Origin of the sequence: Mesorhizobium sp. M7A.F.Ca.CA.002.15.2.1 (genome assembly GCF_003998715.1) — a bacterium.
GTDB classification, from domain to species: Bacteria; Pseudomonadota; Alphaproteobacteria; order Rhizobiales; family Rhizobiaceae; genus Mesorhizobium; species Mesorhizobium ciceri.
In genome coordinates this window covers 1-23678 of record NZ_RZPI01000004.1, presented here as the reverse complement: position 1 = coordinate 23678, position 23678 = coordinate 1, and the positions used below count along the sequence as shown (strand labels likewise).

Here is a 23678-nt window from a genome sequence, read left to right as displayed (position 1 = left end):
CGCACTTTTGCGGCATCGACGTTATTGCTGCGAAGTGCGCCTGGGCGGGCGGATTTGCCGGTGTTCAATTCCAATTGTCATGCCCTTCGCGATCCTTGCTCAGGAAGTGACAGCGTTTTGAGTTTCGGAAGTCTTGTTTTGCGGAGCCACACAGAGACCCGCGTGACAGGCAGGCTCACCCGTGTAGTTGGCCAGGGCTTGGAGCAACGAGGTGAGGTAGCGCTGTTTGGTTTGGTCCGGCACTGGCTCCGAATGGTCCAGCGATTTGATTGCCACCTCGATCAACTCGATCGCCCGGTCCTTGTTGCCGCTCTCGTAATAATACTGAGCGACCGGAAAGTAACACCCGAATTTAAAGTCTCCATCGCCTTGCGGAGGATTAAGTTCCAGGATCTGTTCGGAGAGCTCCTTGCCCATCGCAAAGCGATCATCATGCGGAAGATGGGAATTGTCCATCGTGGGATCGAAGAGTTGGTTCAGCGCCATCACCACCCAAGACATCGCGTCGGACGTTTTGTCGATCGCGTCCTCGACCAATTCTCGCATGACCGGCATGCCGGTCTTGATGTCGCGCAGCTTGTGAAGCAGAATATCCGCATGAACCCGCCGAAAATCAAAAGAGTCTGGCATCACGGCGAGGCCTTCTTCGATGGCCAATAGTGCCGCTGCCCAATCCTCGTCCTGCATCGCCGGCCCAAGTTTGGCGTATATCGGCTGACTCAGCGACGATTCGCGCACACGCGAGATTCGCTTTGCATCGACGGCTTTCGCTTCATAGCTGCTGCGCCAGCTGCCGTTAAGGACTTTCGGCAAAACGTCATCGAGAGGTGCCGGGTGGCCGATATAAGCGATGTGGCCGTCGCGGTCGACCACGAACGAGGTGGGAATCCCGAACGAAGAGCTGGGTTCCAGCCAGAGCTTTTTCATTTCGCCAGTGCAATCGAACGCTGTCCGATAATTCAGATTCGGGAACTTCTCGGTCAGCCAGGCATCCACGTTGGTCCGCGCTTCGTCCGCGGTTGCAGCCTTTTCGCAAGCTGCGACTCCGATAATCTCAAATCCGCTGTCTTTATATTTCTCCTGCAGTTCGATCAAATGGGGCATGGCGTGGACACATGGTCCGCACCAAGTCGCCCAAAACTCAACGAGGTAGACCTTGCCGGGCCGAAGGCTCGTGAGGGGCTCGCCACGCAGCCAGTTCTCCACTTTCAGCGCAGGAGCCGGGGACCCCATACGCAGTTCCATCTTGGTGTCCAAAGTCATTCCACACCTTTCGTCTCTTTTGTCGCGGAATATTTTCCAGTCAAAATCGGACACGGTCTCGAGGGCATTGCTCCCTCTCGCTTGCTTCAGCGGAGCTCTCACCGTGTTGCCGCACATCAAGCACGGCAAAGGGCATGCCAACCCTTCTTAGCTTCGGCAAGCGCCGGTACCGCCTTGAATAAGCGAGCCCTAACACGGCCAGCTGACGTTAACCTGAATGTCGGCTTTCGACGGCTCACCTTAGCGGCTGCCGTTTAGGAAGGTGAGAGTTTGGCTGGCCCGCTGGCGATAAGACCGGCTTCGGCGTCCTGGAGTAGTCGCACTTCGGCGATGGGGTCGAAAGTGCGGGAGAGGCTCGGTACCCTTGCAGCCACCGCCGCATGTGGCCCGGCGTCATAATTCGCGTCGCGGTTGCCAACGGCGGCGTTGGGCTCGATCCACGTGGCGTTGAGCCCGACAGCACGTAAAGCTGCATCGTGATTGAATGCCCTTTGCTGTTTCACGCCAAGCAGGAGTCGCGCGACGCTACCTTGCTCAAGCGCGAGCAGAGCGATCTGACGCCGTAGGAATATTGCTCGTCCCGCTTTTGCCGCCAGAGGCGGAAATCTTTCCTGAATGCCACCGCCGATCATCAATATCGACGAATCATATCCCGCTGCCCATTTGTTCGACTCCGAGGTCGGGCCAGCACTCCGTCAAGGGACGGTTGATGAACCCTAGATGCTCGGGATTGGCGCATGGCGCGCGCCGCAGAAGGCTGTCAAGGATGCGGCGCGCTCGCCAGGCCAGCAGCCCAAAGTTCGGATCAGCCAGCCCGCGCTGTCCAAGGCAGGCGTTCTGAACGAAAAGGCGTCGGTCTCGCGGTCCGTCCCAGTACACCGAAAAATCCTCGCCGATGGCGAGCTCATTGCCGATCTGTTCGAGGCGATCTGCGATCGGTTCTAGGAAACCCGGCAGCGGTTTCTCGTACCCGGTGGCCAGGATGACGATATCGGCGGTTACTTCTCCGATGTTGTCCAAGCCGCGTTGCAGCGTGAGCCTGTGCCCTGCTCCGGCATTGATGCAGCGCGACACGTTGCAACTTGGCCGCAATGTGATCTCGCATTGGTGTGGCTCGAGAAAGGCGTGGTGGTAGAGCGCCTGATAGACCGCGCGCAACTTGCTTTCTGAAATGCCCTCGGAGGCAAGCGCGAAACGCCGCAGGAACAGCTGTCGATGCACCTCGCTCATCGCAGCAAAACGATCCGAGAAGCATGGCGTGAACAGCCCGTTTGTGAACGCGTGGTCGTCGAAAGGCATCTCGCGCGTCAAGACCCATGTGATCGCCGCGGGCCGCCGTTCTTTCGGCCGGCCGACAAGGTGCAGTAGCAGCTCGGCTCCCGACTGTCCGCCGCCAACAACGCAGACATGCTTTTTTTGCACCTCAGGATTGATGTGGGCCAACTCAGATGAGTGGAACAGGTTGGGTCCAGTCCAGCCATGAAACTGAGGCGGAATTTGCGCCTGCTTGCCTATGTCGATGACGAGGTTTCTTGCATCAAGGACCGCGTTGTCCGTCCGCACGCGAAACTCGCCGTCAAAGCGGATTTCGCGAACGGCCTCGCCGCCACGGACAAGCGGATTCTTCTGGAACGCCCAGTTGAGATATTGGGCGAACTCGGCTCTAAGCACCCCGTGAAATTGCGCATTGAGGAAATTGTAAAGACGCCCGTTCTCGTGGAGGTAGTTTACGAATGTGTAGGCTGATCGCGGATTGACCAGAGTAACCAGATCCTGGAAGTGGCCGACCTGGAGCTCCGCGCAATCGAAAGCGCTGCCTGGATGTCCTCGGAAATCGACCTCCCGGTCCAGGAACAGTGCCCCTTGCGCAATCTCTTCCTGTATCTGACACGCAAGGCTCAAATTAGATGGTCCAGCACCCACACCAATACAAAAGAGGTCCACTTATCCTTACTCCTCTAGGAGTGTTTTCCAACTCAGCGGCATGTTGACGTCGATTGCCGGGCATTGAGCAATGCGAACCTCACAGGCATGCTTGAGCCGCGGTCCCGACTGAGAGGACAGCAAAAGCGTGTGCCGCCTTCCAGGTCTTGGGCTCAATGTCGGCGGCATCGACAGCGGCGCGGCGTGATCCGAACCCAAGAGCAGAAGGAAAGTGTGTGATGCTGTCGCGCGGCTCTTCCGGATCTTACGGCGGCTTCTAGCGCCGGCCTCCACCCCAGGAGTGGCTGTTTCCCTGCCACGACGGAAGCGGCTCTTTCTTTCGAGGGGCGTAACCATGGATAACGGCTCTTAATGCTTTCGGAGACTCCCATGCATGCGGCGTGCCGGATAAAGACCTGTCAAACCAACGAGTTCGCGCAGTTCCAGCTCGTCTGGAATCCGACATTGTCGCACGCCCGACGATCGGGCAGGGGAAGCTCCGCGGCAGCGGCCCTTGCACACCGCAGGCTGACAGGGACAGCCGCCGATTTGACGCGCGTCCGGGTACTGATAAGGGGCCTTCCAACAGGGTTCGCGCACGAGGCGGGGTCTCCTGGTACACCCGCCCTGTGGCTTGGCTGCGGTCTGCTGCAGCCGTTCGTCTTTACTGCCCGTTGCGGACGATCTCGCACGAGTTGGTTCACGAGAGCGTCGTGAAGCAGTCGAGGCGTCCGGTTTGGCTCTGACAAGCGTCGCAAGATGTTCGCGGATCCAGCCATGTCTCCGCAATCCGACCGGTAACCGACGACGACTTCGGACTGGTTGGCGGTCCTACGACCTGATCGGTGTTCCTACGGAGCTGATCAGCGAGCCAAAAACAGCGGCAATGTGGTCTTCCCAAAGCTCCAGCTCGGCGGACCGCCGAAAATCCGCTCACGCAGCCCACGGCTGCCATAAGCACCCATAACCATCATGTCAGCACAGATGTCGTTCGCGTGCTGGGTCAGCACTGTGCCCGCCGATTTGCCGGCGCTCTTAAGCAGGTCAACGGAGACCCGAGCACCGTGCCGAGTAAGATAGGCAGCGATGTCAGCTCCAGACTGCGCGCCTTTCCCGTTGTTTTGCGCCTTTGGATCGACCATAGCGACACAGACTTCCTTGGCAGCGGATAGGATACTAAGAGCTTCCCGAACCGCACGCGAGGCCTCTACACGCGAATCCCAGCCGACCAGCACGCGTCGAGGCGACAGCGTCGCCTTAACGCCCTTCGGCACGATGAGCACCGGCTTTCCGCTATCGAACAAGCAGCCGTTGACAACAGGAGGTCCGAGAGTCTCATCGTTGAGGAGGTCTCCTCCAACGATCGTCAGGTCAGCGCAGAGCGCCCGCTGTCGTGCCACTTCACCGAGGCTAGCCGGATCGCAATAGTCGGTGTCAACGTCACAGGAAAGCGACATAGCTTTCAGCCTTTTGAGGATATCCGCGGACCGTCTTTCCATTCTGGTCACGTCCTGTGAAAATTTCTCGATTTGCTGAAATCGATAGTTCGGTACTGCAATTGCCTGTGCACGTCCTGTATTCCATTCGGGGGGCGGAGACGACATCAAGAGCAATGGAGGCGGTATAATGAGTACCGATAGGTGCGCGCCGACCTCGGCACACAGTCCGGCAGCTGTTGTGAGGTCCTCATCAGAATGATCAGCACCCGTCACACTGAATATGCTTTTAAATTCCATTTGCCTGCTTCTCCTGGTCTTCGTTAGGAGCGCCTCAAAGCGGCAACACCGCTCTCAGGAGGAAGAGAGAGCGGCACCACGTTCGATCACCGATTTCAGTCGTCCGGCTTCTCGAGCGAGTAGCCGGCCGACCTGACGGTGCGAATGACGCTGCCGGGCAAGGCCGTTTTCAGCGCCCTCCTGATTCGGCTGATATGGACATCGACGGTGCGTGCACCGACATGAATGTTGGGCAGCCAGGCCGCCCCGATAAGCTCGTCCCGGCTGAAGACCTTGCCGGGGGCCTCAATCATAAGCCGCAGCACGTTGAAATCGATCCGTCCGAGATGGATGTCGTGGCCATTACCGCGAACCCGATGGGCATCGAGCTTCATCTCCAGGCCTCCACAACAAATCCAACTGTCGTTTTCAACCCCGTTCGGACCACGCTTGGTCAGCCCGAGCCTCGCCCGCAGGCAGTCGAGCAGCTTGGCCGGAGCCACCGGCCGCACAAAGCTCTCAACGCCTGCCTTCAAGAGATCGAGGTGCTGGTGCTCGGCGCCAGGCGCGATCAGGGCGATGATAGGCAGGTCGGTGGTGCGCGGTTCCCGCTTGAGGTGGGCGCAAATTGCGGACCCGTTTATGCTGGCTGGGTCGCAATCCAGCACTACGGCCTGAAGCTCCCGTTGTTCGGCCAAGGCCAGCGCAGCCTTCGCGCCGTCTGCCGTCTCACTGCTGAAACCGTCAACCTCCAGTATGTGGCTGTAGAGCAGATAGAACTCGGCATCTTGCGAGCAGATCAGGACCAGCGGCTTCTTCATCGGCGATACCCCAACAACCTGGTCGGCCTCGAGTCCCTGGATCGAGGGGACTGGCCAACATAGTTTCTCGGGTCCGTCATGATGGCCTTTCTCGAAAATCGCGCCCATCATGCCAGCGCCACGTGGGGAAAGGTTTCGATGACTGAAATCGCATCGTCGACCAGCTTCGTACCGGCCGTGGCGAGCTTCAGGAGCGTCTCGAAGCCAAACCGGTGGACATCGCGCAGCGTTTTGGACAAAACGACCAGCCGTCCGGTCGTGAAAAGCACCCGACCAAAACCCTCATGGCTCACCTGGATCATCGGCGATGCCATAAGGCCGCAGCGCTCCTCGATCGCAAGCCCGATGGCGGCGTAGTACTTGTCGAGCCTCCACAGCACGTCGGGATCGGGATCTCCGATGATTGGGATCCCTCGGCGCTGTTCCTTGGTAATGATGAAGTCGCCCAGCAGCTCAGCGTCCGCTTTGCGTTCCCACGAGCCATAGGAATCCTGAGAACGGATCAGCCGCACGAGGCATTTGACGAACGGGGTGCAAAGAGCCGCCTCGTCTTCGGCGACAGCTGGGGGGATTGCGGGGTCAGGCATTGGCGTCCTCCTCTTTTCAGTCCTCGTCCTCGAAGGACGGTTTCTTTTCGGCAATGCCCGCTCGCGCCAGCACCTTGCGCAGCCAAGGCGGAGGACACGTCCTGAGCATCATCTGCGTGCGCAAGAGCACCTGTGGGATCGATTGGGGCTCCGCCACTTTGATCGGGTGGATTTTTGCCGCGACAAGCTTGGCTGCCGAAGGGCCGCCAATTGCCAGACAAAACAGGATCTGACAGCCCTTGAGCGCATCCACCTTTGGCGTGATGCGATCATCGCGCTCGGCCCGATGCTCCCCGCTTTCATCGGACACGTCATCGAAGGCCACGGCTTCTACGAGATTCCATTCCTCGCGCGTCACGTCGTAGACAGCAAAGCGCCTGGCCGACCCGAAATGGGCGTTGAGGTCCTGCATGTCCTGAGTGGCGATCGCAACGCGCAATGCGCCCTTACGTCGTTCAGGCATCGGGGCGAAAACCTCACTACTGACCAGCGAGAGGCGGCGAACAGCGTTCATCGTGATATTTCTCGATTACGGAGTGGATCAAGCGCCTCAGGAGTGGGCGCGTGTTGGTTGGCCTGGAAGATGCTGGCGACCTCGAAGATCATGTCGCGGGTGCCCTGATAGAGAATTGCGAGCTTGTGCTGGCTGCCTAGTCGATCGAAGACCGGGAACCCGATGCGCATGAGCGGAATTCGGAGCCGCTCCGATGCTTGGCGCCCGTGCGAATGCGTGACAAGCAGGTCAGCACCGACGGCAAGACTTTCCAGATCGCCGAGATCGCCGATCTGAACCGAAACCGCCGGGACTTTCTCGAGAATTTTAGACCTGTCGGTCGTTGTGACGGCCGCGGCTATCTCGGAGCCGAGGCCAGCAAAGAAGGTCGCAAGTTGGAACAGCTGGTCTGGTTCGGCAGCGATGGCAATTTTCTTGCCGCCGAAATGGAAATGTCCGTCGAGCATCGCGTCCTGCAATTGCGCCCGGCGCCGGCGCACGCGGGCCGGTACCGCCGCGCCCGAAATCGCAGACAGCAGCGACACGAAGCGGTCCGTGTCCTGCAGCCCAGTCAGTGACTGGAACAACACGTAAGGCACGCCGGTCAACCCGTGCAGCGCTTTCGCCGGGCGGCGCATGTGCTCACCGATGGCGATGCATTGCATGGCCGTGCCCAACTCGCGAATGTCTTCGACGCTGGTGCCGCCGTATGTGGTCGCTACCCAGCGGTCAGGAACCGTACCGTCGAGCGAGCCTGAAATGTCGGGCAGAATAACCGGCTTGAGCCCAAAGCTTTCAACCATGTCACGCATATGCTCGATGTCGGCGACAGTGAGGTTGCATCCGGGCAGGATCGCGATCTTCTTCGGCTGCCGCGCACGTTCGCCCGAGCCTGTAATCCCTTTGATCATTGCGGTGACTGCCTTGGCCCAGCCCTCTTCGATCGCGCCGTCAAAATCCGGCGTGTTGGCCAGCACGACCTCCGTACCCGCAAGCTCTTGCGTGTGCTTCAGCTTGATGTTCGCAATATCACTCGCGCAATCTTCGCCACGCGTCTCCACCAGCGCGGTCGTGCACACCCCGATCAGCTTTGGCTTCGTGCGGTTCTTGAGGTTGAGGATGGCTTCTTCAAGATGGTCGGCAGCGCCGAGGATGGTCGCCACCTCATCCATCGCTGTTGTCTGCAATGGAATCGTTTCTTTGAAGTGCCGTACGAAGAGCACGAGCGCGAAGCTTGTGCATCCCTGGCTGCCGTGGAACAGCGGCATCGCGCCGTCGACCCCAAGAAAGGCAAAGGCGGCACCCAGCGGCTGCGACGACTTCAGCGGGTTCACCGCCGCGGATTTGGTCTGGGGAAGGATGCGGGCCATCGGTCGCCTCAACACTCGCTGAACTCGTGTGCCGTCGCGCCGGCGAATTCATCGAACAGGTGCCCGGACTCCTTCTTCGTGCATGGCAGTTCGTCTTTTAGATCAGGCTGGCAATCCCACGGGGCCGGCTGGCGCACCTGAGACCAGACCGGATTGTGAATGGCGAGGTCGATCTGGCGTACGAGTTCCACCATGCCGGCATAGCCGGCATAAGGGTGCTGGCGCTCCTGGTTGATATCGAGCCAGGGCGTCTTGGCCTTGAGCGCAATGAATTGCGTGCGACCGCCCGACAGCATGATATCGGCCCTGTGTTCAGAGAGCATGGCGTACAGCTCGCGCGCAGCCATGTATTCGAACATATGCTTGTCGTGCTTGAGAACTTGTTTGATGCGCTCCTTGTCCTGCACCGTAGATTTCTTGACCGAGGTGCCGACGATCTCGATTCCGATCTCCATCAGCGCACGGACAACCGACCAGGACTTCACACCGCCTGTGTTGAGCAGCACGCGCTTGCCTTGGAGCCTTTGCCGGTAGGATTCGAGTTTCTTCCACGCGATCGCCTCCTGCTGCGCGATCAGCGTCTCCGTGCGCTCGAGGATCTCCGGATCGGCGCCCTTCCTCACCAGCAGCCTGACAAGGTTGCGAAGAGCTTGCGATGTGTCGGAGATGCCATAGAAGGAGCCCTCGAAGAACGGGATGTCCCAGCGCTCCTCCATCTTGCGGGCAAGACTGATCAGCGCGGTCGAGCACACGATCATTGCCGCCCGGGCGCGGTGCGCGGAAGCAATGTCGCGGTAACGCGCATCGCCGGGAATGCAGGCGCGCACCCGGATGCCGAGCCGATCGAGGAGCGGCTTTACAAGCCAGAATTCGCCCGAGAGGTTGAATTCGCCAAGGATGTTGATGTCGTAGGGCCCGGGGTCGTCGGGTTCGACCGTGCCGATGACATGATCGAGCAACGCCTCGGCGGCGAGCTTGTTGCCGAGGTTCTTGGAGCCTGCCAGGCCAGGCGCATTGATCGGCACCACGGCCAAACCGAACTTTTCCGTGGCGCGTTTGCACACGGCCTCGATGTCGTCACCGATCAGCGCCGTTACGCAAGTTGAGTAGACGAAGATCGCCGGCGGCGCGTATGTGTGCTTGATCTCGCGGATCGCCTTGAAGAGTTTCCGCTCGCCCTGCCCCATCACCAGGTCGAGTTCGGTGAGGTCGGTCGTGAAGCTTGTCCGCCACAAGGTCGGCCCTGACGAAACCGCACCACGGTTGTCCCAAGAATTGCCCTCGCAGGCGAGCGGCGCATGGACCAGATGCGCAACGTCGGTGATCGGCTGCAGGACGATCTTGGCTCCGTCAAAGGCGCAGCCGCCGGCTGCCGCCCCTGGTGTCAGCGACTTCGAGCAGCCCTCCTTGCGCGCCTTGGCATCTTTGCCACGGTTCTTATCGCAGGCGGGCTCATCGAAGGCGTCCTTGATTTTGGCGCTGAGGGAGGACATCGCTCAGCCTCCCCAGTCCATTGGGCAAGGAATGGCCTCGGCGAAAAGCCGGCCACGGCTCTTAGCGCGTGAGGTCATAGGAATAATCCGTCACACCCGTCTCGCTCGTCTCGCGATCGAGTTTGTCGAAGATCTTGTCGAGGATCGTCGTCAGCACGCGCAACGCGCCCTGGTAGCCAAAGAGCGCAAAGCGGTGATGATGGTGCCGATCGAAGATCGGAAACATCAGCCGGATCAGCGGCGTTCCGGTGTCGCGCTCCAGGTACTTGCCGTAGGAATTGCCGATCAAAAGGTCCACCGGCTCGGTAAAGAGCAGCGAGCGCAGCGCCCACAGGTCCTTGCCCGCCCAAACCTGGGCAGCCTTGCCGAAAGGCGAGGATGCTAGCAGCTTCTTCAAATCGGCTTCCCATGCCGAGGTGCCATTGGTGGCGAGGCAATGGGTTGGCTCGCCGCCGGTCTCCATGACAAAGCGGGCCATTGCGTGAACGAAGTCGGGATCACCGTAGATGGCGTATTTCTTACCATGCAGCCAGGATTGGCTGTCCGCCATGGCGTCTACCAGTCGGCCGCGCTCGAGGCGAATTGCCTCGGGAATCTCCTTGCCGGAAATCGCCGCGACCTCCATCAGGAATTCGTCCGTCGCCTGAACGCCGAGCGGATAGTGGAACGAGGCCGTCGCCTGCCCGACCTCCTCGCAATAGCCCAGTGTCTTTCGGGTGTTGTGATGCTGCAGCGAAAGCGTTGCCTCGGCGTTGAGGGCCTTCTTCACCTCGTTGATCTTCGTGCCCCCGTCATACATGCGGTATTCACCGTCCGAAGGCGTATCGAACTGGTCAGAGGCATCCTGGATCAATGTATAGGACACGCCCATTACATCGAGCAGGCGCTTGAGCTCCCGGTTGTTGCCGACGCAGAAGCCGTCGAAGCCCGGAATGATGTTGATGGTTCCTTCGATTTGCGTACGCTCCTGACCTTTCCAGAAGTGCTCCAAAATGCCTTTGACCATGTTGTCATAGCCGTCGACATGACTGCCAACGAAGGCCGGGGTGTGGGCAAAGGGCACGTCGAAGTCGCGCGGGACTGAATCTTCGTCCTTGGCGTTCTGGATGAAGCTGTGCAGGTCGTCGCCAATGACCTCTGCCATACAGGTCGTCGACACGGCAATCATCTTGGGGTCGTAGAGCTGGTAGGTGTTGGCGAGCCCGTCGACCATGTTCTTCAGGCCGCCAAACACCGCCGCATCCTCGGTCATTGAGGAGGAGACCGCCGCGGCAGGCTCCTTGAAATGGCGCGACAGGTGCGAGCGGTAATAGGCGACGCAACCTTGGCTGCCGTGGACGAAGGACATGGTTCGCTCGAAGCCGGCGGCAGCGAATACCGCACCCAGCGGCTGGCAGGCCTTGGCCGGGTTCACGACAAGCGCTTTGCGGGCGAGGTTCTTTTCGCGGTATTCCCACGTCTGGGTGAAATCGCGCTGATCGGAAACGATTTCATCGGGGTGCGGACATTCGAAGTTTAGCTTCTTCTCAGCGAGCATCTTTCTGTATTCCGGCTCGCGGAACAGGGGAGCGTGATCGAGAATTTTTTCAGCCGACTGCGGCATGATGATTACCTCTTTTGCATCTGGCTGCGCGGGACGGCAGCTCAGGACGTCAAGACGTTCCAGGCTCCGGCGGATCAGAGGCCGCGGGAGTTCACCGTCTCAGTGGGAGACTGGGGCTGAAGCAAATGTTTATTCGGCAGCCATCGCCCGCTCATCGCCCCGGCTTCTTTTCCAAGGCGCGTGGAATAGGTCCCAGACCGGGTTGTTAATGGCGAGATCCACATCACGTGCGAAAATGGCAAAGCCGTCGTAGCCGTGATACGGGCCTGAATAATCCCAGGAATGCATCTGGCGGAACGGTATGCCCATCTTCTGCACCGGGTATTTTTCTTTGATTCCCGAGCCGACCAGATTTGGGCGAATCCCTTCGATGAATTTCTCCAACTCATAGCCGGTCACGTCATCGTAGATCAGCGTGCCGTTCTTCACGTAGTGGCCGGTGCGCTGATAGTCGTCGCTGTGGGCGAATTCATAGCCGGTGCCCACGATGACCATGCCGAGGTCCTCGTAGGCCGTGACGACGTGGCGGGGGCGCAGGCCGCCGACATAGAGCATCACGGTATTTCCTTCCAGGCGCGACAGGTACTTGGCGATGACCGCATCAACAAGCGGCCTGTACTTGGCAATGACCTTTTCGGTCTTCTCCTCGATTTCCGGCCCAAAATGCTTGGCTATGTTGCGCAGAGAGGCTTCGATCTGGGAGGGACCGAAGAAATTGTACTCCATCCAGGCGACGCCATACTTTTCCTCCATATGCCGACAGATGTAATTCATCGACCGGTAGCAGTGGATAAGATTGAGCTTAGCCTTCGGGGCGCGCTCGATCTCTGCGAGTGTGGCGTCACCCGACCAGTTGCCAACCACGCGCAGCCCTATCTCCTCAAGCAGTATGCGCGAGGCCCAGGCATCGCCGCCGATATTGTAGTCGCCGATGACGTTGACGTCGTAGGGGCCGGCCTCGAACTTGACATCCTTTTTGTCGAAGACCCAATCCCGGATTGCATCATTGGCGATGTGGTGGCCAAGCGACTGCGAGACGCCGCGGAAGCCCTCGCAGCGTACCGGCACGATCGTCTTGTCATACTCCTTGGTCTTTTTGCGAGAAACGGCCTCGGTGTCATCGCCAATCAGGCCGATAGGGCATTCGGACTGCACGGTGATGCCGTTGTTGAGCGGAAACAAGACTTCAATCTCGTCAATGATCTGTTCCAGCTTCTTGTCGCCGCCGAAGACGATGTCCTTCTCCTGGAAATCGGAGGTGAACTGCATTGTCCCGAACGTGTCGACGCCCGTTGTACCGACGTAGTAGTTGCGGCGCTGCGACCAAGAATATTGGCCGCAGCCGACCGGGCCGTGCGAGATATGGACCATATCCTTGACTGGCCCCCACACCACGCCTTTCGAACCAGCATATGCACAGCCGCGAATCGTCATCACCCCGGGAATGGACTTGATGTTCGATTTGACGTCGCATTCGGAAAGGACCTCGCTTTCCCCGCCAGCCTCGTTGCCGCTCTTTGCGACGTTGAGGTGCTTCTTGCGGCGCTTCGCCGCCTTGTCGGGATAATGCGACAGCACCTCTTCGATAAGCTTCGCATGAAGAGCACCGTCATTCTCGTATTCCCGGCTCATGAGTCCCCCTTTCAAGGTTGGGTGACGCCTCAAAGAATAGGCGCCGTTCTCTGCAAGGCGCGCCGATTCATGGCAGCGCTAATGTCACTACTGGGCCGCCGCCTTCGCCGCTTCCTTGGAGTGAAGCTCGGCAAGCATCTGCTCGTCGGTCTTCATGATGCCGAAGTCGAGCAGCATCTCCTCCAGCTCCTCCATGGTGATCGGCGTCGGGATCGTACCCTGGCCCGAATTGGCGTGGATCTTCTCGGCCAGAGCGCGGTATTCCCCTGCCTGCTTTGAGTCCGGCGCGTACTGGATCACCGACATCTTCCTGAGTTCGGCATGTTGGACGATGTTGTCGCGGGGCACGAAGTGGATGAGCTTGGAATTCAATCGGCCAGCCAGTGCTTCGGCCAGATCGAGTTCGCGGTCGGTTTGACGTTCATTGCAGATCAGCCCGCCCAGCCGCACACCGCCCGAATGGGCATATTTGAGGATGCCCTTGGCGATGTTGTTGGCGGCATAGAGCGCCATCATCTCGCCGGACATGACGATATAGATCTCCTGGGCCTTGCCTTCGCGGATCGGCATGGCGAAGCCGCCGCATACCACGTCGCCGAGGACGTCATAGGAGACATAATCGACATCGTCATAAGCGCCATTCTCCTCGAGGAAATTGATCGAGGTGATGACGCCGCGGCCGGCGCAACCGACACCCGGCTCGGGGCCGCCGGACTCCACGCACTTGATGCCTCTGTAGCCCACCTTGAGCACGTCCTGGAGTTCGAGGTCTTCCACCGAGCCTTCCTGTGCGGCGAGATCCAGGACGGTATCCTGAGCTTTCGAATTCAGGATCAAGCGTGTGGAATCGGCTTTGGGGTCGCATCCTACGATGAGGATTCTCTGCCCGAGGTCGACAAGGGCAGCGAGCGTATTTTGGGACGTGGTGGACTTGCCGATGCCGCCTTTTCCGTAAAAGGCGATCTGACGCAGACCTGACATAATAGCTTTCCTTCCTTCGTTCTAATTATCGCGACTGCCCGCGACACAAGTGCCGATAGGCAGCTCGTGCCGCCTCACACCAAGCATCGCAAAAAGCGTACCAGCGTGATCGGCCGATCCCAGAAGAAACTTTGTCATTAAATTCCAGCCGCTTAGACGGCGGCAAAACGCGCGAACGGGCCTTTCAGGCGTCTGTCACGGACACGACAAAGCCGACACAGATTGTCGTGCGCCATCCAAACCGCCGTGTGTCGAGCTCGAAGCGGGAGAATGGGGAAGTTAGCCCAAAGCTGATGGCGAGACCATCGGAAGACATCGGCTCTTGTCTTTCCAGCCTGCCATTGATCGGGCGGTCGCTGGATGAGCAGGAGCCTGGGGCTTGACCGCGGCGCGGGTAGTTCAGGCAGGCTTACAGAGCGGGAACGCCGGCGGCCGATAGACATCCGCGCTTAACCTTTCATAGCCCGTCTACAAGTTGGTTCCGCCGACGCGCTATATGGAAGCCAAATAATTCAGTAGCTTAGCCGAGAGCATTGATTTTTTCAGAAAGATACGTGTTATACGCGTATGAACCGCCGAACCCATGGTCGGCGCCCTCATGCGCGTGAGACCCCGTTGTGGGCGAGGCTCGCGACTGGCTGCACGATCCTAGCCGGCCTGCTTGCCATTGAGTTTGGTCCCGCCGCGGTAGGCTGCGGCATCAAGGGCAACATCAGCTACAACACTGGCAAGAAGATTATCACGTTCTTGGACAGGAATCTTACTGGGAGACACGCATCAACCTATTGAAGGGCGAGCGGTGGTTTTGTTCAGAGGAAGCTGCACGAAAGGCGGGCGGGCGGGCTTCGAGAGGTTAGTGTCGCGGCAGCTTGCAGATCTGCCCACGGGGCCGCCACGATCGCAAAGTGTGTACAAAAGCGCCCTCTCTGCCGAACTGAACAGTGCTCACGGCCATAGCCTCGGATGAGCCCGACTGGCTTGACCTCTGCATGATGAGAGCAGCTTTTACACCAGGTGCGCAGCACATGTCTTTAACGAACGCATCGTCTTCAAGAATATAGAGAGCAATTCGGAAAACCGAGTAGTTGGCGGCGAAGCTAGGAGAAGGTATACACTACCCTCTTGTTACCCCAGAGTAGAACGTGCAGCTGCGGCAAGACGCGGGCTTCGAACCACCTGTCGCTGGTCACCTTTTCTACCAGCGGTTCCATGCGCATCATATTCCGTCGGACTCGACAGAGACGTCTTCATTACCACGGCGGGGCGGCGTGTGATTGCCGGGTTGCAGACAAACCTCGCCGCGACGTATTTGGGACGAGTGGTGTCGGCACCGAATCCCTATCATTTAGACTAGCCAGCTTGGGGAGCGCCGTCAGACCGCCAGACCGGAAGAGGAGGCTTCGCGCCAACTTGTGCCAAGAATGTTGGACCGTGCGGAACCGCTGGGGCGGCGCTCAACTCTGGCGCAGGATGAAGCGTCGATTGGGTGAATGAATAGGGCGCGCGTTCGACGGGTAGAGTGAGGCAAATCGCTGGATGTCTGCCGGATCAACGTCAACCGGTTCCATCGCCACCATCCACTCGACGTTTTCGGTGCACGGCGGCGTCGTCAGTGAGCCCTCATAAGTCCAATAGCCAAGCGAGGCTGGCAGAAGCCAGTTGGGATTCACCTCGTCGATCGTCACCTCCCCATTCGGCAGTTCGGGAAAGGCCGCAGCAAGGGCAGCAAAGCTGGCATTTGTCGCGCCGGGCGTTAAAAAGACGCCCAGCACGCCCAGAGTACCACTTTGCGTGTCCTTGTGAACGAAATGCACCTCCATCGGGAAGCTCTTGCCCGCCACGTGATGTTCGCTTGGCGCATGGAAATGGAACTGTACCAGTTCGTAGACACGATCGCCGCGGGTCAGCGTGCTGCCTTGTGGCATATTGATTTGAATGGTGTGGCCGTTGTTCACCATATTGCCGCCGCCCTTGTGCCAGCCGATGGCGATATGCGGGATATCCGCCTTGACCGCGCTGTTGATATTGATCGGCGATTGCTGCGTGCCGGCAGAGCATACGAAATTTTCCTTATCCAGATCAGCCCAGTGCTCCGGTCCGACCGGACCGGTGTACCCCCAATGGGCACTGGTCGCTTGGGCGGCTTGAACGCAAATCCGGCATGCGCCGAGCGCAACCAACCCTTTGATCAGGTGACGACGATACATATTACTTTTGCTCCTCTTGCGAACTGATGTTGGTGGCTGCCCTAATGGACGCGTGATGGCCAATCGGCGCGGCCAGTATTGTCCTTTGCAACTGATAGATGCCCGCACGCCTTGGCGTGCTTTCATAAGTGCGGCTGCCGTTTCTCGGCTGGCCGGCTTCTGCAGCCCGCAACGGGGGCAGTTTCAACCAGCTAAACGATAAAAAATTTTAGCAGACCAGCGCTTGACCCCCGCCGCAAAGGCACAGGCGAAGGTGATCACTGCGCGGCTGCCGTTCGCGCCGGAGGCCGCATCGCTATACTTTACACTCGCTGCCCAAGGAGACGCAGGCGACCCCAATACGTTTTCATCGCTACTCCCGACGCAGCCGACCCACGCCACGAAAACGTTGCTATATTTCACGTTGGGCCAATGAGGAAATCGATCTTCTTTATGGAAGGCATTTGCGCAATGGATGCATTCCCATGCTGACAGTCGTGCGTCAGGCCGGACAATGAGATACATCGATAAGAGCTGGACAAGGATGAGGGGATGACGTGCTTGCGACGGAGCAGGTGGGGCGAGAAGGCCAGTTCTTGCGGATTTCAACTTTGCGTGACGACAGCTCATCGGAGTCAAGGTGACACACGCCGGCAGCGGGGTGTCCGGGCGGTTTCCAGCCGCACAATCGCGAGACCGCTGACGCGAACAAAGCTCGGCTGTACTCGGCACGCGAAGAGAGCCTGCCAAGCCGTTGGAGCCCGGCCTTCCGGTGCGACGCAAGCCACAGACTAGACCGCCCTCTTGTTACCCCAAAGCAGAACGTGCAGCTGCGGCAACACGCGGGCTTCGAACCACCTGTCGCTAGTCACCCTTTCGACAAGCCATTCCATTCGCATCATTATTCCGTCCAAGTCGACAGAGGCGTCTTCACTGCCAGGGAGCGGCGGCGTGTGATTGCCGGGTTGCAGATAGATCGGAAGGTGCGGATATCTCGCCGCGACTTCTTTGGCGTAGGCATAGTCACTCTCGTCGAAAACGACGAGCTTGAGCACGATTTGCGGCTTCTCTTGCGCCGCTTCGAGGCATGCATCAAACGCAGCCCAACGGGTCGTCATCTCGCTGGACGGCGGCTTTGGGCTAAGGGTCAGCACGTCAAGATCCGCAAACCACTCCCTCACCACGGAACCCTGCGTTTCCAGTGCAAAACGATAGCCCTCGCGATGGCCTCGTTCTATGAGGGGACCGAACGGCTGAATGGCCGGGTTGCCGCCTGACAAGGAGACCATAACCGGCCTGCCGCCGGAAAGCGCATGGACGGTTTGCCACACGGCATCGATCGGCATCGGTAGCCATTCATGGCGATACTGATTGTCCACCGCGTGAAGGCTGTCGCACCATGAACAGCGATAATCACATCCGCCGGTTCTGATGAACACCGTCGGCAAGCCGATGAGCACGCCCTCGCCCTGGATAGTCGGCCCGAATATCTCGCTCACACGGATTGCGGGATGCATGTCGGTCACGGACGGTATTCCGCCCAAGTTTTCGGTGTTTCGCTAACGCGCACGGCCGCGGTCTGCGGCAGACGTGCCTTGCACCATTCATAGAAATGTCTGGCCAGGCATTCCGCCGTGACCTTCTCATGTCCCAGCACGTCGTTGAGGTGCCGATGGTCGAAGCTCTCGTCAATGTAGCGTTTGAGCGGCGCCAGATCGTGATAGTCGCGCACGAAGCCGTGGGCGTCCAGTTCCTTGGCCGACAGCTCCACTACGACGACATAGTTATGCCCGTGCAGGCGCGCGCATTGATGGTTGGGAGGCAAGGAGGTGAGCTGATGCGAGGCCGAGAAGTGGAATTCCTTGCTGATGTGGAACATTACGCGCGCCTCCTGCGCAGCGCCTCAAGCCAGAAATCGGCGTCCTCGTAGTCGGTGGGATCAGCGTGCCCGGCGAGATGGAACGCTTCGCGCCGCTCGACGCAGGTCCCGCATCGTCCGCAGTGACGCACGCCGCCCTTGTAACAGGACCAGGTCTCAGCAAACGGGGTGCCGTATCTTGCGCCATCCGCAACAATGTCAGCTTTTCCGAGATTCACATACGGTGCATAGAGGCGTATCTGCGCATAGCCGTCGAGCGCGCGGTCTTGCATTGTCTGGAAAGCTTCAATGAAGGCCGGACGGCAATCGGGATAGATGAAATGGTCCCCACCATGCACGGCCGCCGCCACCGCTTCGGCGCTGTGGGCGGCGGCGAGACCGAAGGCGATTGCCAACATGATGGCATTGCGGTTCGGCACCACCGTAATCTTCATCGTGTCTTCGGCGTAGTGGCCGTCCGGCACGTCGATACTGCTAGTCAGCGCTGAGCCGGAAAGGCCACGGCCAATTTCGCCGATGTCGATGATCTGGTGCGGGACCTTCAGTCGCTGCGCGCAAAGAGCGGCGAAGCCCAATTCCTTCCTGTGCCGTTGGCCATAGTCGAAAGATAGAAGGCCGGTGAGTTCGTGCTCCGCTGCCACCATGTGAGCAAGGGAAACGGAGTCCAATCCGCCAGAGCAGACGGCGAGAGTCTTCATCATTGGTATCCTTGTTTTGACCGGGTAAGGCTGCGACCGGAGATTTCTCTGCGCCCCCACTACTCCAGCGACTCAGTTTTGTGAACCGGGAGAATTTGCGCTCAGCCCGATTGGAACGGGAGTGCGTCGCGTCCAACACGCGTGATCAATAAAAGTTGAGCGCTTCAGCAGTTTGTTTCGCATCGCGCCAACTTTCGCAACCTGCTGTCCGATCGTCGACTTCGAGACAAGGTGATGTTCGGCCGACATCGGCTGACTCTTAATTAAGCCGCAGAACACATGTTGGCTTTCTGGCCTTCGCTTGTGCGGTTGGCGAGGGCGACATGGATGCCAGCAAATTTGACATTGGCGACATCCGCCTGGAGAACCCTGCGCGGCGCGATTGAGGCCGCAGGCGAGCCTGCTCTAACTGCCGCCCTACAGTCCCGACTTCAATCCGATTGAGAACGCCTTCGCCCAACCTAAGGCGCTGCTGCGAGCAAAGGCCGAGATAACCATCAAGGCTCTATGGGACTGACGTTGCCCCAGCAGTTTTGAGTTCGTTTCCGGCGTGGGTTGTGCCCTGCTGGGCGGGTGAAGCGACGGGCGCTGGCGCGGAGCCTTTGGCATAGCGCAGCGCGAGCGACCGTCGCGGATTGAAGGTGCTGGCGAACTTGGCCGGGGTCTGCCAGGGGGGAGTGCGGCCGCGCGGTGTTGTAGTCGGCGTGCCACAGGGCGATGGCTACGCGCGCCTGAGCCAGCGAGGTGAACAGCGTCTCGTTGAGCAGTTCATCGCGCAGTCGGCCGTTGAAGCTCTCGATGAAGCCATTCTGCATCGGCTTGCCGGGCGCAATGTAATGCCATTCGACGCGGTTCTGATCCGCCCAGGAGAGGATGGCGTTCGAGGTGAACTCGCTGCCATTGTCGCTGACGATCATCCTGGGCCGGCCCCGCTCGGTGATGAGCCGTCCAATTCGCGGGCAACCCGCATGCCCGAGAGAGACGTATCAACGATGAGTGCGAGGCACTCTCTCGTGCAGTCGTCGACGACGGCCAGGATGCGGAAGCGGCGCCCGTCGGTGAGCTGGTCCGATACGAAGTCGAGCGACCAGCGCTCGTCGGGCCTCAGCGGCACCAGCATCGGCGCCCTGGTCCCGATCGCCCGCTTGCGGCCGCCACGGCGGCGACGGCGAGCTTCTCCTCCCGATAGAGCCGGAACAGCTTCTTGTGGTTCACGACCAGGCCCTCCCGCCTCAGCATCACGAGAAGACGCCGGTAGCCGAACCGGCGACGCTCCTGCGCGATCGGCCTTCATCCGCTCGCGAACCTCGCGGTCGTCCGGCCTGCTGGTCTGGTAGCGAACCGTCATGCGGCAACAGCCGATGGCTTTACACGCCCGCCGTTCGCTCATCCCGAAGCCTTCCTTCAGGCGAGCGACAGCTTTCCGCTTGGCGGCGGGCGTCACCATTTCTTTCCCACAAGGTCCTTCAACGCGGCATTGTCGAGCATGGCGTCGGCCAAAAGCCGCTTCAGGCGCGTGTTCTCGTCCTCCAGCGCCTTCAGGTCGCCGAGCCTCGGTGACATCCATCCCGCCGAAGCGGGCCTTCCAATTGTAGATCGAGGCGTCGCTGACCCCGTGCTTGCGGCACAGATCGCCAACCGATACCCCGGCCTCGTGTTTCTTCAAAATTCCGATGATCTGCTCTTCAGAGAAGCGGCTGCGTTTCATGTCCTGGTCCTCTGGATGGGCCAGAACGAACTTCAAACCGGATTAGATCAGAGGGGCAAGGTCAGGACGCCTCGGCGCGGTCGTCGACCTCTTCACCCCAGCCGAATGTGCCAACTACTTCAAAGCCGCAGGATATGACCTGGATCAGATAGGACGTGCTCCAATGGTTTACACCTGACACAGGAGTCCGGCCCCCACAACCGTTTCGCAATGAGGAGCAGCGCTGCCGCTGCTCCTCCAATCACACGACGGATTCACGATGCGGCAACTCGAGCCATGATTTCGGATCCAATGGCCGATGCGGTGTATAGTGAGGCATCCAGCGGCAAATCCCCAAATGCCAGTTGACACAGAAGATAATTAGCACCTGCCTCTTCCAGCTGATCAAGGAGAGCTTTTCGGACAGAATCTGCCGTTCCCACGACGCACAATTCACTTTCAATTGCTGCATCGAAGTTCAAAGGCAAGTTTGGTGGAGTGGAAATGGCATTTAGTTCGTATAGAAATTTGAAGCTATTGAGCCATCGTTCATAGGCAGGTGCTGCGAGCAAATACGCATCTGTTTCAGAACGCCCTATCACCACCATTCGGAGCAATCCAAGAAATGGCGCTTGCTGGCCAATGTCAGCATCGTGAATTCGGGCGGCGCGGAACGCGTCGGTAACGCTGCGAACAGAAGTGGAAGGTCCGACGCAGGCGATGTTTGCCCCATTCGCAGCGGCCCAGCTAGCCGGCTCGGGTCGATTGGTGGCGATCCATGTCGGCGGACGGGGATATTGGTGAGGTCTCAACGTCAGCGGAACATCTTTCAACTCAAAGTGGCGGCCCTGATAAGAAAGCGTCCCGCCTTTCATCGCATTGATGAGAATCTCACTGGCCTCCGCATACTGTTCTGGTGCTGCTTCTACAGCAACCCCGAAGTATCCCAATTCAGTGGGAGCAGAGCCGCGCCCTATGCCGAGTTCAAGCCTGCCGCCGCTCAACTGATCAAGCATGCAGATCTCCTCGAAGGCACGCAGCGGATGATAGAGCGCAAGTAGCATTACCATGGGACCAACACGAAGACTGCGGGTTCGCTGGGCGACGCTCGCTAAGAACAAATTCGGTGATGGACCTCTGCCATGCGGCGTACAGTGGTGCTCGGCGAGATGATACGCATAAAAGCCATAGCCATCGCACGCTTCTGCTAGGCTCAGCCGATCTGCATATTGTTGTGCGATGTCATCGCCGTTTTCGTCCAGATGATCGAAGATGCCGAAGGTCAGGCCCGAAGCGGAAATTTTCTTCAATTAATTGTTCTCCAAATTACCTATATTTATTCGCTAATCATCATAGCTCACGACATATCATTACTTGATGCTTAATGTGAATCGACTTCATGCTTGTGAGCACCGCGATCCTTCTTAAAGTTCATACAGACGCGTTCGGCGGCAGCAAGGAATTTGTCCATCTGCTCTGTGGTGCCAATGCTGACGCGAATACAGTTCTTCAAATCTACGTCAGGAAAGCTGGCGATGAGGATCGCCTGCTCTTTCAACGCGGCTTGCCAGCATGAGCCCTCCTGTCCCGCCGGCACACGGGCCAGCAAAAAGTTTGCGTGGGAGGGTGTTACGGAAAAGCCAAGTTGCAACAGCGCCAGGGTCACTCGCTGTCGTTCATGCTTGATGTGCCTGTGGTTCTCTTCGTAGGCGTGGCGATGCGCAAGAATGCTTTTCCCGACCGCCTGCCCGATCACGTTCATGTTGAAGACATTCTGGATGTTGCGCAGCCTGCCAATGATTTCTGGGTGACCGAAACCGAAGCCGACTCGCACGCCAGCGGCAGCATAGCTCTTTGAAAAAGTCCTCAAGATCAAAAGATTCGGATGTCTATTGACGAGGCGCAGGGCATTGTCGGGTGCGAAGTCAACGTAGGCCTCATCCAAGACGACCAAGCGATCTGCTTGCTCCACAAGGCGTTCGATTTCGGCCACCGGCACGAATGTTCCGGTCGGATTGTTCGGATTAGCCAACAGAATGAACTTCGCGTCTTTTGCGGGGCCGGACAGCAGTTTTTCTATCGGCAGGGGATGAGCTTCGCTCGATGCGATTTCGAGAAACTCGGCACCCTGCAACATGGCAAGTTTACGGTTGAACGAAAATCCGGGCGACAGCATTGCCACTCTATCTCCTGGGGCGAGGAAAGCTCTGTAGATGAGTCCGAGCAGCTCCGACGAACCGTTGCCGGCAATCACCTGATCTTTGGAAAATCCGTAAGCATCGGAGGCAGCTGCCCTTAAGCTGAGATTGTCGTCTTCCGGATAAAGATACTGGTGTTCGATCGCAGCAATTGCACTTTGCATTACGCTCTTCGGCAACGGAAACGGGTTCTCGTTCGTATTTAGCTTAACGCAGTTTGCATCCGTCGCTGGTCCGTTGGACGAGAGAGCATCTAATTTGCTGGCCACCGGCGAAAAAAGCGAAAGCACGGTCTTCAGTTTTGCATCGCACATGTTCTTCTCCGTTTTTCAGTCCCGCAGGGCATGTGACATGAGGCAATCGTTGATCGTGACTTGATCGACGTTCGGCTATATCAGCGCTGCCTTCCCACCCTGGTGGGGATCGCCGACCACGGTTTGGATTTGACACCGGGAAGCTGTCGAGAACCTGATGACGACCCAACGTTTGGCCGACGGCCGATTCGGCGCAACAGACGGTGTTTCAACATCGCATCGTCCTCAAAGCCGCATGCAGGGCCTGCACGACAGCCCGTCTCCAGCGCCCGCAGATAGGTGGAAGCCGAAGTCTTGCCGAACCTCAGTTGCTCTGCCACCTTGGCCCACCGGACTGCCCTGTTTATGGGTCAGGCGCAGGATATCTCTGACGCTCGTTCGTCTTGCTTGCTTCCGTCTTGGCATGGGCTCTCTCGGTTTGCTGATGAGAGAGCCAAATACCGGCTCATCTGAGCATGAGACGCAGGCCTGACGATATGGAGCGTCGCTGGTGGCGCGCGTAGCCGAGAGGGTTCGCCTCGCTGGCGGGGCATGCAAGACGGCGCACCTCCTTAGCCATCCTGTCCCATCGTCTCAGATCGTGAGGCGCACCTTATAGTCGGTGAGGAGATCTTGCAGGGTCAGGTTACGCCCTAGCGCTTAAGGTTGTTGGTCGCACCGAGCAAGCGCGGGACCTGTCGACGGACAACAGCGGTGCCACTGCCGGCACTAGGTGTGAGCTTTCGAGAGGTTGTCCATTCGGACCGGACCGAGGAGACTGGAGTTACCACGCTTCAGCATCCATCGGAGGGTCCGAATGAACATCCACAAGAATGCCCGTCTCACCCCGCTGCGT

The 23678-nt window shown here is 58.8% G+C and carries 18 protein-coding genes and 3 pseudogenes; 1 reads left to right on the top strand and 20 read right to left on the bottom strand.

Annotated features, from left to right (window positions below):
* Positions 1–99: 99 nt before the first annotated feature.
* The 17 genes and pseudogenes from ENZ74_RS00680 to queC form a co-directional block, all read right to left on the bottom strand.
* Positions 100–1245, bottom strand: a complete 1146-nt coding sequence (locus tag ENZ74_RS00680) for a TlpA disulfide reductase family protein (RefSeq protein ID WP_127312637.1) — start codon at positions 1243–1245, stop codon at positions 100–102.
* 272 nt (positions 1246–1517) lie between these two features.
* A complete protein-coding gene (locus tag ENZ74_RS00675; RefSeq protein ID WP_024505270.1) occupies positions 1518–1895 on the bottom strand; it encodes a hypothetical protein in 378 nt (125 codons plus the stop codon).
* Positions 1896–1908: 13 nt separating this feature from the next.
* Positions 1909–3207 carry a SidA/IucD/PvdA family monooxygenase gene (locus tag ENZ74_RS00670; RefSeq protein ID WP_063169368.1) on the bottom strand — a complete coding sequence of 433 codons (1299 nt, stop codon included), beginning with the start codon at positions 3205–3207 and terminating at the stop codon, positions 1909–1911.
* Positions 3208–4049: 842 nt separating this feature from the next.
* Positions 4050–4922, bottom strand: coding sequence for a universal stress protein (locus tag ENZ74_RS00665; protein ID WP_063169369.1), 873 nt, complete (start codon positions 4920–4922; stop codon positions 4050–4052).
* A gap of 95 nt (positions 4923–5017) precedes the next feature.
* The gene (locus ENZ74_RS00660; protein ID WP_224571202.1) at positions 5018–5722 is read right to left on the bottom strand and encodes a response regulator transcription factor; all 705 of its coding nucleotides are present in this window, start codon (positions 5720–5722) and stop codon (positions 5018–5020) included.
* Between the two features lie 107 nt (positions 5723–5829).
* On the bottom strand, positions 5830–6309 hold the full coding sequence (locus tag ENZ74_RS00655) for a NifX-associated nitrogen fixation protein (RefSeq protein ID WP_024505267.1): 480 nt from the start codon (positions 6307–6309) through the stop codon (positions 5830–5832).
* 16 nt (positions 6310–6325) lie between these two features.
* Positions 6326–6823: a nitrogen fixation protein NifX gene (nifX, locus tag ENZ74_RS00650; RefSeq protein ID WP_063169371.1), complete on the bottom strand. Its 498-nt coding sequence runs from the start codon at positions 6821–6823 to the stop codon at positions 6326–6328.
* Positions 6820–8172 (bottom strand): nitrogenase iron-molybdenum cofactor biosynthesis protein NifN, encoded by a 1353-nt coding sequence (gene nifN / locus ENZ74_RS00645; protein WP_024505265.1) that lies wholly within the window; start codon positions 8170–8172, stop codon positions 6820–6822. Before nifN ends, nifX begins: the two co-directional genes overlap by 4 nt.
* Positions 8173–8180: 8 nt before the next feature.
* Positions 8181–9665 (bottom strand): nitrogenase iron-molybdenum cofactor biosynthesis protein NifE, encoded by a 1485-nt coding sequence (gene nifE, locus ENZ74_RS00640; RefSeq protein WP_024505264.1) that lies wholly within the window; start codon positions 9663–9665, stop codon positions 8181–8183.
* Positions 9666–9726: 61 nt separating this feature from the next.
* The gene (nifK, locus tag ENZ74_RS00635; protein ID WP_024505263.1) at positions 9727–11268 is read right to left on the bottom strand and encodes a nitrogenase molybdenum-iron protein subunit beta; all 1542 of its coding nucleotides are present in this window, start codon (positions 11266–11268) and stop codon (positions 9727–9729) included.
* Between the two features lie 129 nt (positions 11269–11397).
* Positions 11398–12900: a nitrogenase molybdenum-iron protein alpha chain gene (gene nifD, locus ENZ74_RS00630; protein ID WP_024505262.1), complete on the bottom strand. Its 1503-nt coding sequence runs from the start codon at positions 12898–12900 to the stop codon at positions 11398–11400.
* Positions 12901–12987: 87 nt separating this feature from the next.
* On the bottom strand, positions 12988–13881 hold the full coding sequence (gene nifH / locus ENZ74_RS00625) for a nitrogenase iron protein (protein ID WP_024505261.1): 894 nt from the start codon (positions 13879–13881) through the stop codon (positions 12988–12990).
* A 1097-nt stretch (positions 13882–14978) separates the two neighbouring features.
* Positions 14979–15175: pseudogene (locus tag ENZ74_RS34890) on the bottom strand (7-carboxy-7-deazaguanine synthase QueE); the annotation flags it as partial.
* 160 nt (positions 15176–15335) lie between these two features.
* Positions 15336–16088, bottom strand: coding sequence for a carbonic anhydrase (locus tag ENZ74_RS00610; RefSeq protein WP_063169372.1), 753 nt, complete (start codon positions 16086–16088; stop codon positions 15336–15338).
* Positions 16089–16858: 770 nt separating this feature from the next.
* Entirely contained in the window at positions 16859–17584 is a 726-nt protein-coding gene (gene queE / locus ENZ74_RS00605; protein WP_164548811.1) for a 7-carboxy-7-deazaguanine synthase QueE, read from the bottom strand.
* Positions 17585–17589: 5 nt separating this feature from the next.
* Positions 17590–17946 (bottom strand): 6-carboxytetrahydropterin synthase QueD, encoded by a 357-nt coding sequence (gene queD, locus ENZ74_RS00600; protein WP_063169374.1) that lies wholly within the window; start codon positions 17944–17946, stop codon positions 17590–17592.
* Positions 17946–18644 carry a 7-cyano-7-deazaguanine synthase QueC gene (gene queC, locus ENZ74_RS00595; protein WP_063170389.1) on the bottom strand — a complete coding sequence of 233 codons (699 nt, stop codon included), beginning with the start codon at positions 18642–18644 and terminating at the stop codon, positions 17946–17948. Before queC ends, queD begins: the two co-directional genes overlap by 1 nt.
* Before the next feature lie 369 nt (positions 18645–19013).
* Between queC and ENZ74_RS00590 the strand changes: the two are divergent.
* A pseudogene (locus ENZ74_RS00590) lies at positions 19014–19155 on the top strand (transposase); the annotation flags it as partial.
* On the opposite strand, the pseudogene ENZ74_RS00585 reads toward ENZ74_RS00590, so the two are convergent.
* From ENZ74_RS00585 to hisC, 3 genes and pseudogenes are all read right to left on the bottom strand, one after another.
* Positions 19150–20352, bottom strand: a pseudogene (locus ENZ74_RS00585) (IS3 family transposase). The pseudogenes ENZ74_RS00590 and ENZ74_RS00585 sit on opposite strands and share 6 nt — an antisense overlap.
* A gap of 254 nt (positions 20353–20606) precedes the next feature.
* Positions 20607–21641: an LLM class flavin-dependent oxidoreductase gene (locus ENZ74_RS00580; protein WP_063169375.1), complete on the bottom strand. Its 1035-nt coding sequence runs from the start codon at positions 21639–21641 to the stop codon at positions 20607–20609.
* 71 nt (positions 21642–21712) lie between these two features.
* A complete protein-coding gene (hisC, locus tag ENZ74_RS00575) occupies positions 21713–22843 on the bottom strand; it encodes a histidinol-phosphate transaminase (protein ID WP_063169376.1) in 1131 nt (376 codons plus the stop codon).
* Positions 22844–23678 lie beyond the last annotated feature (835 nt).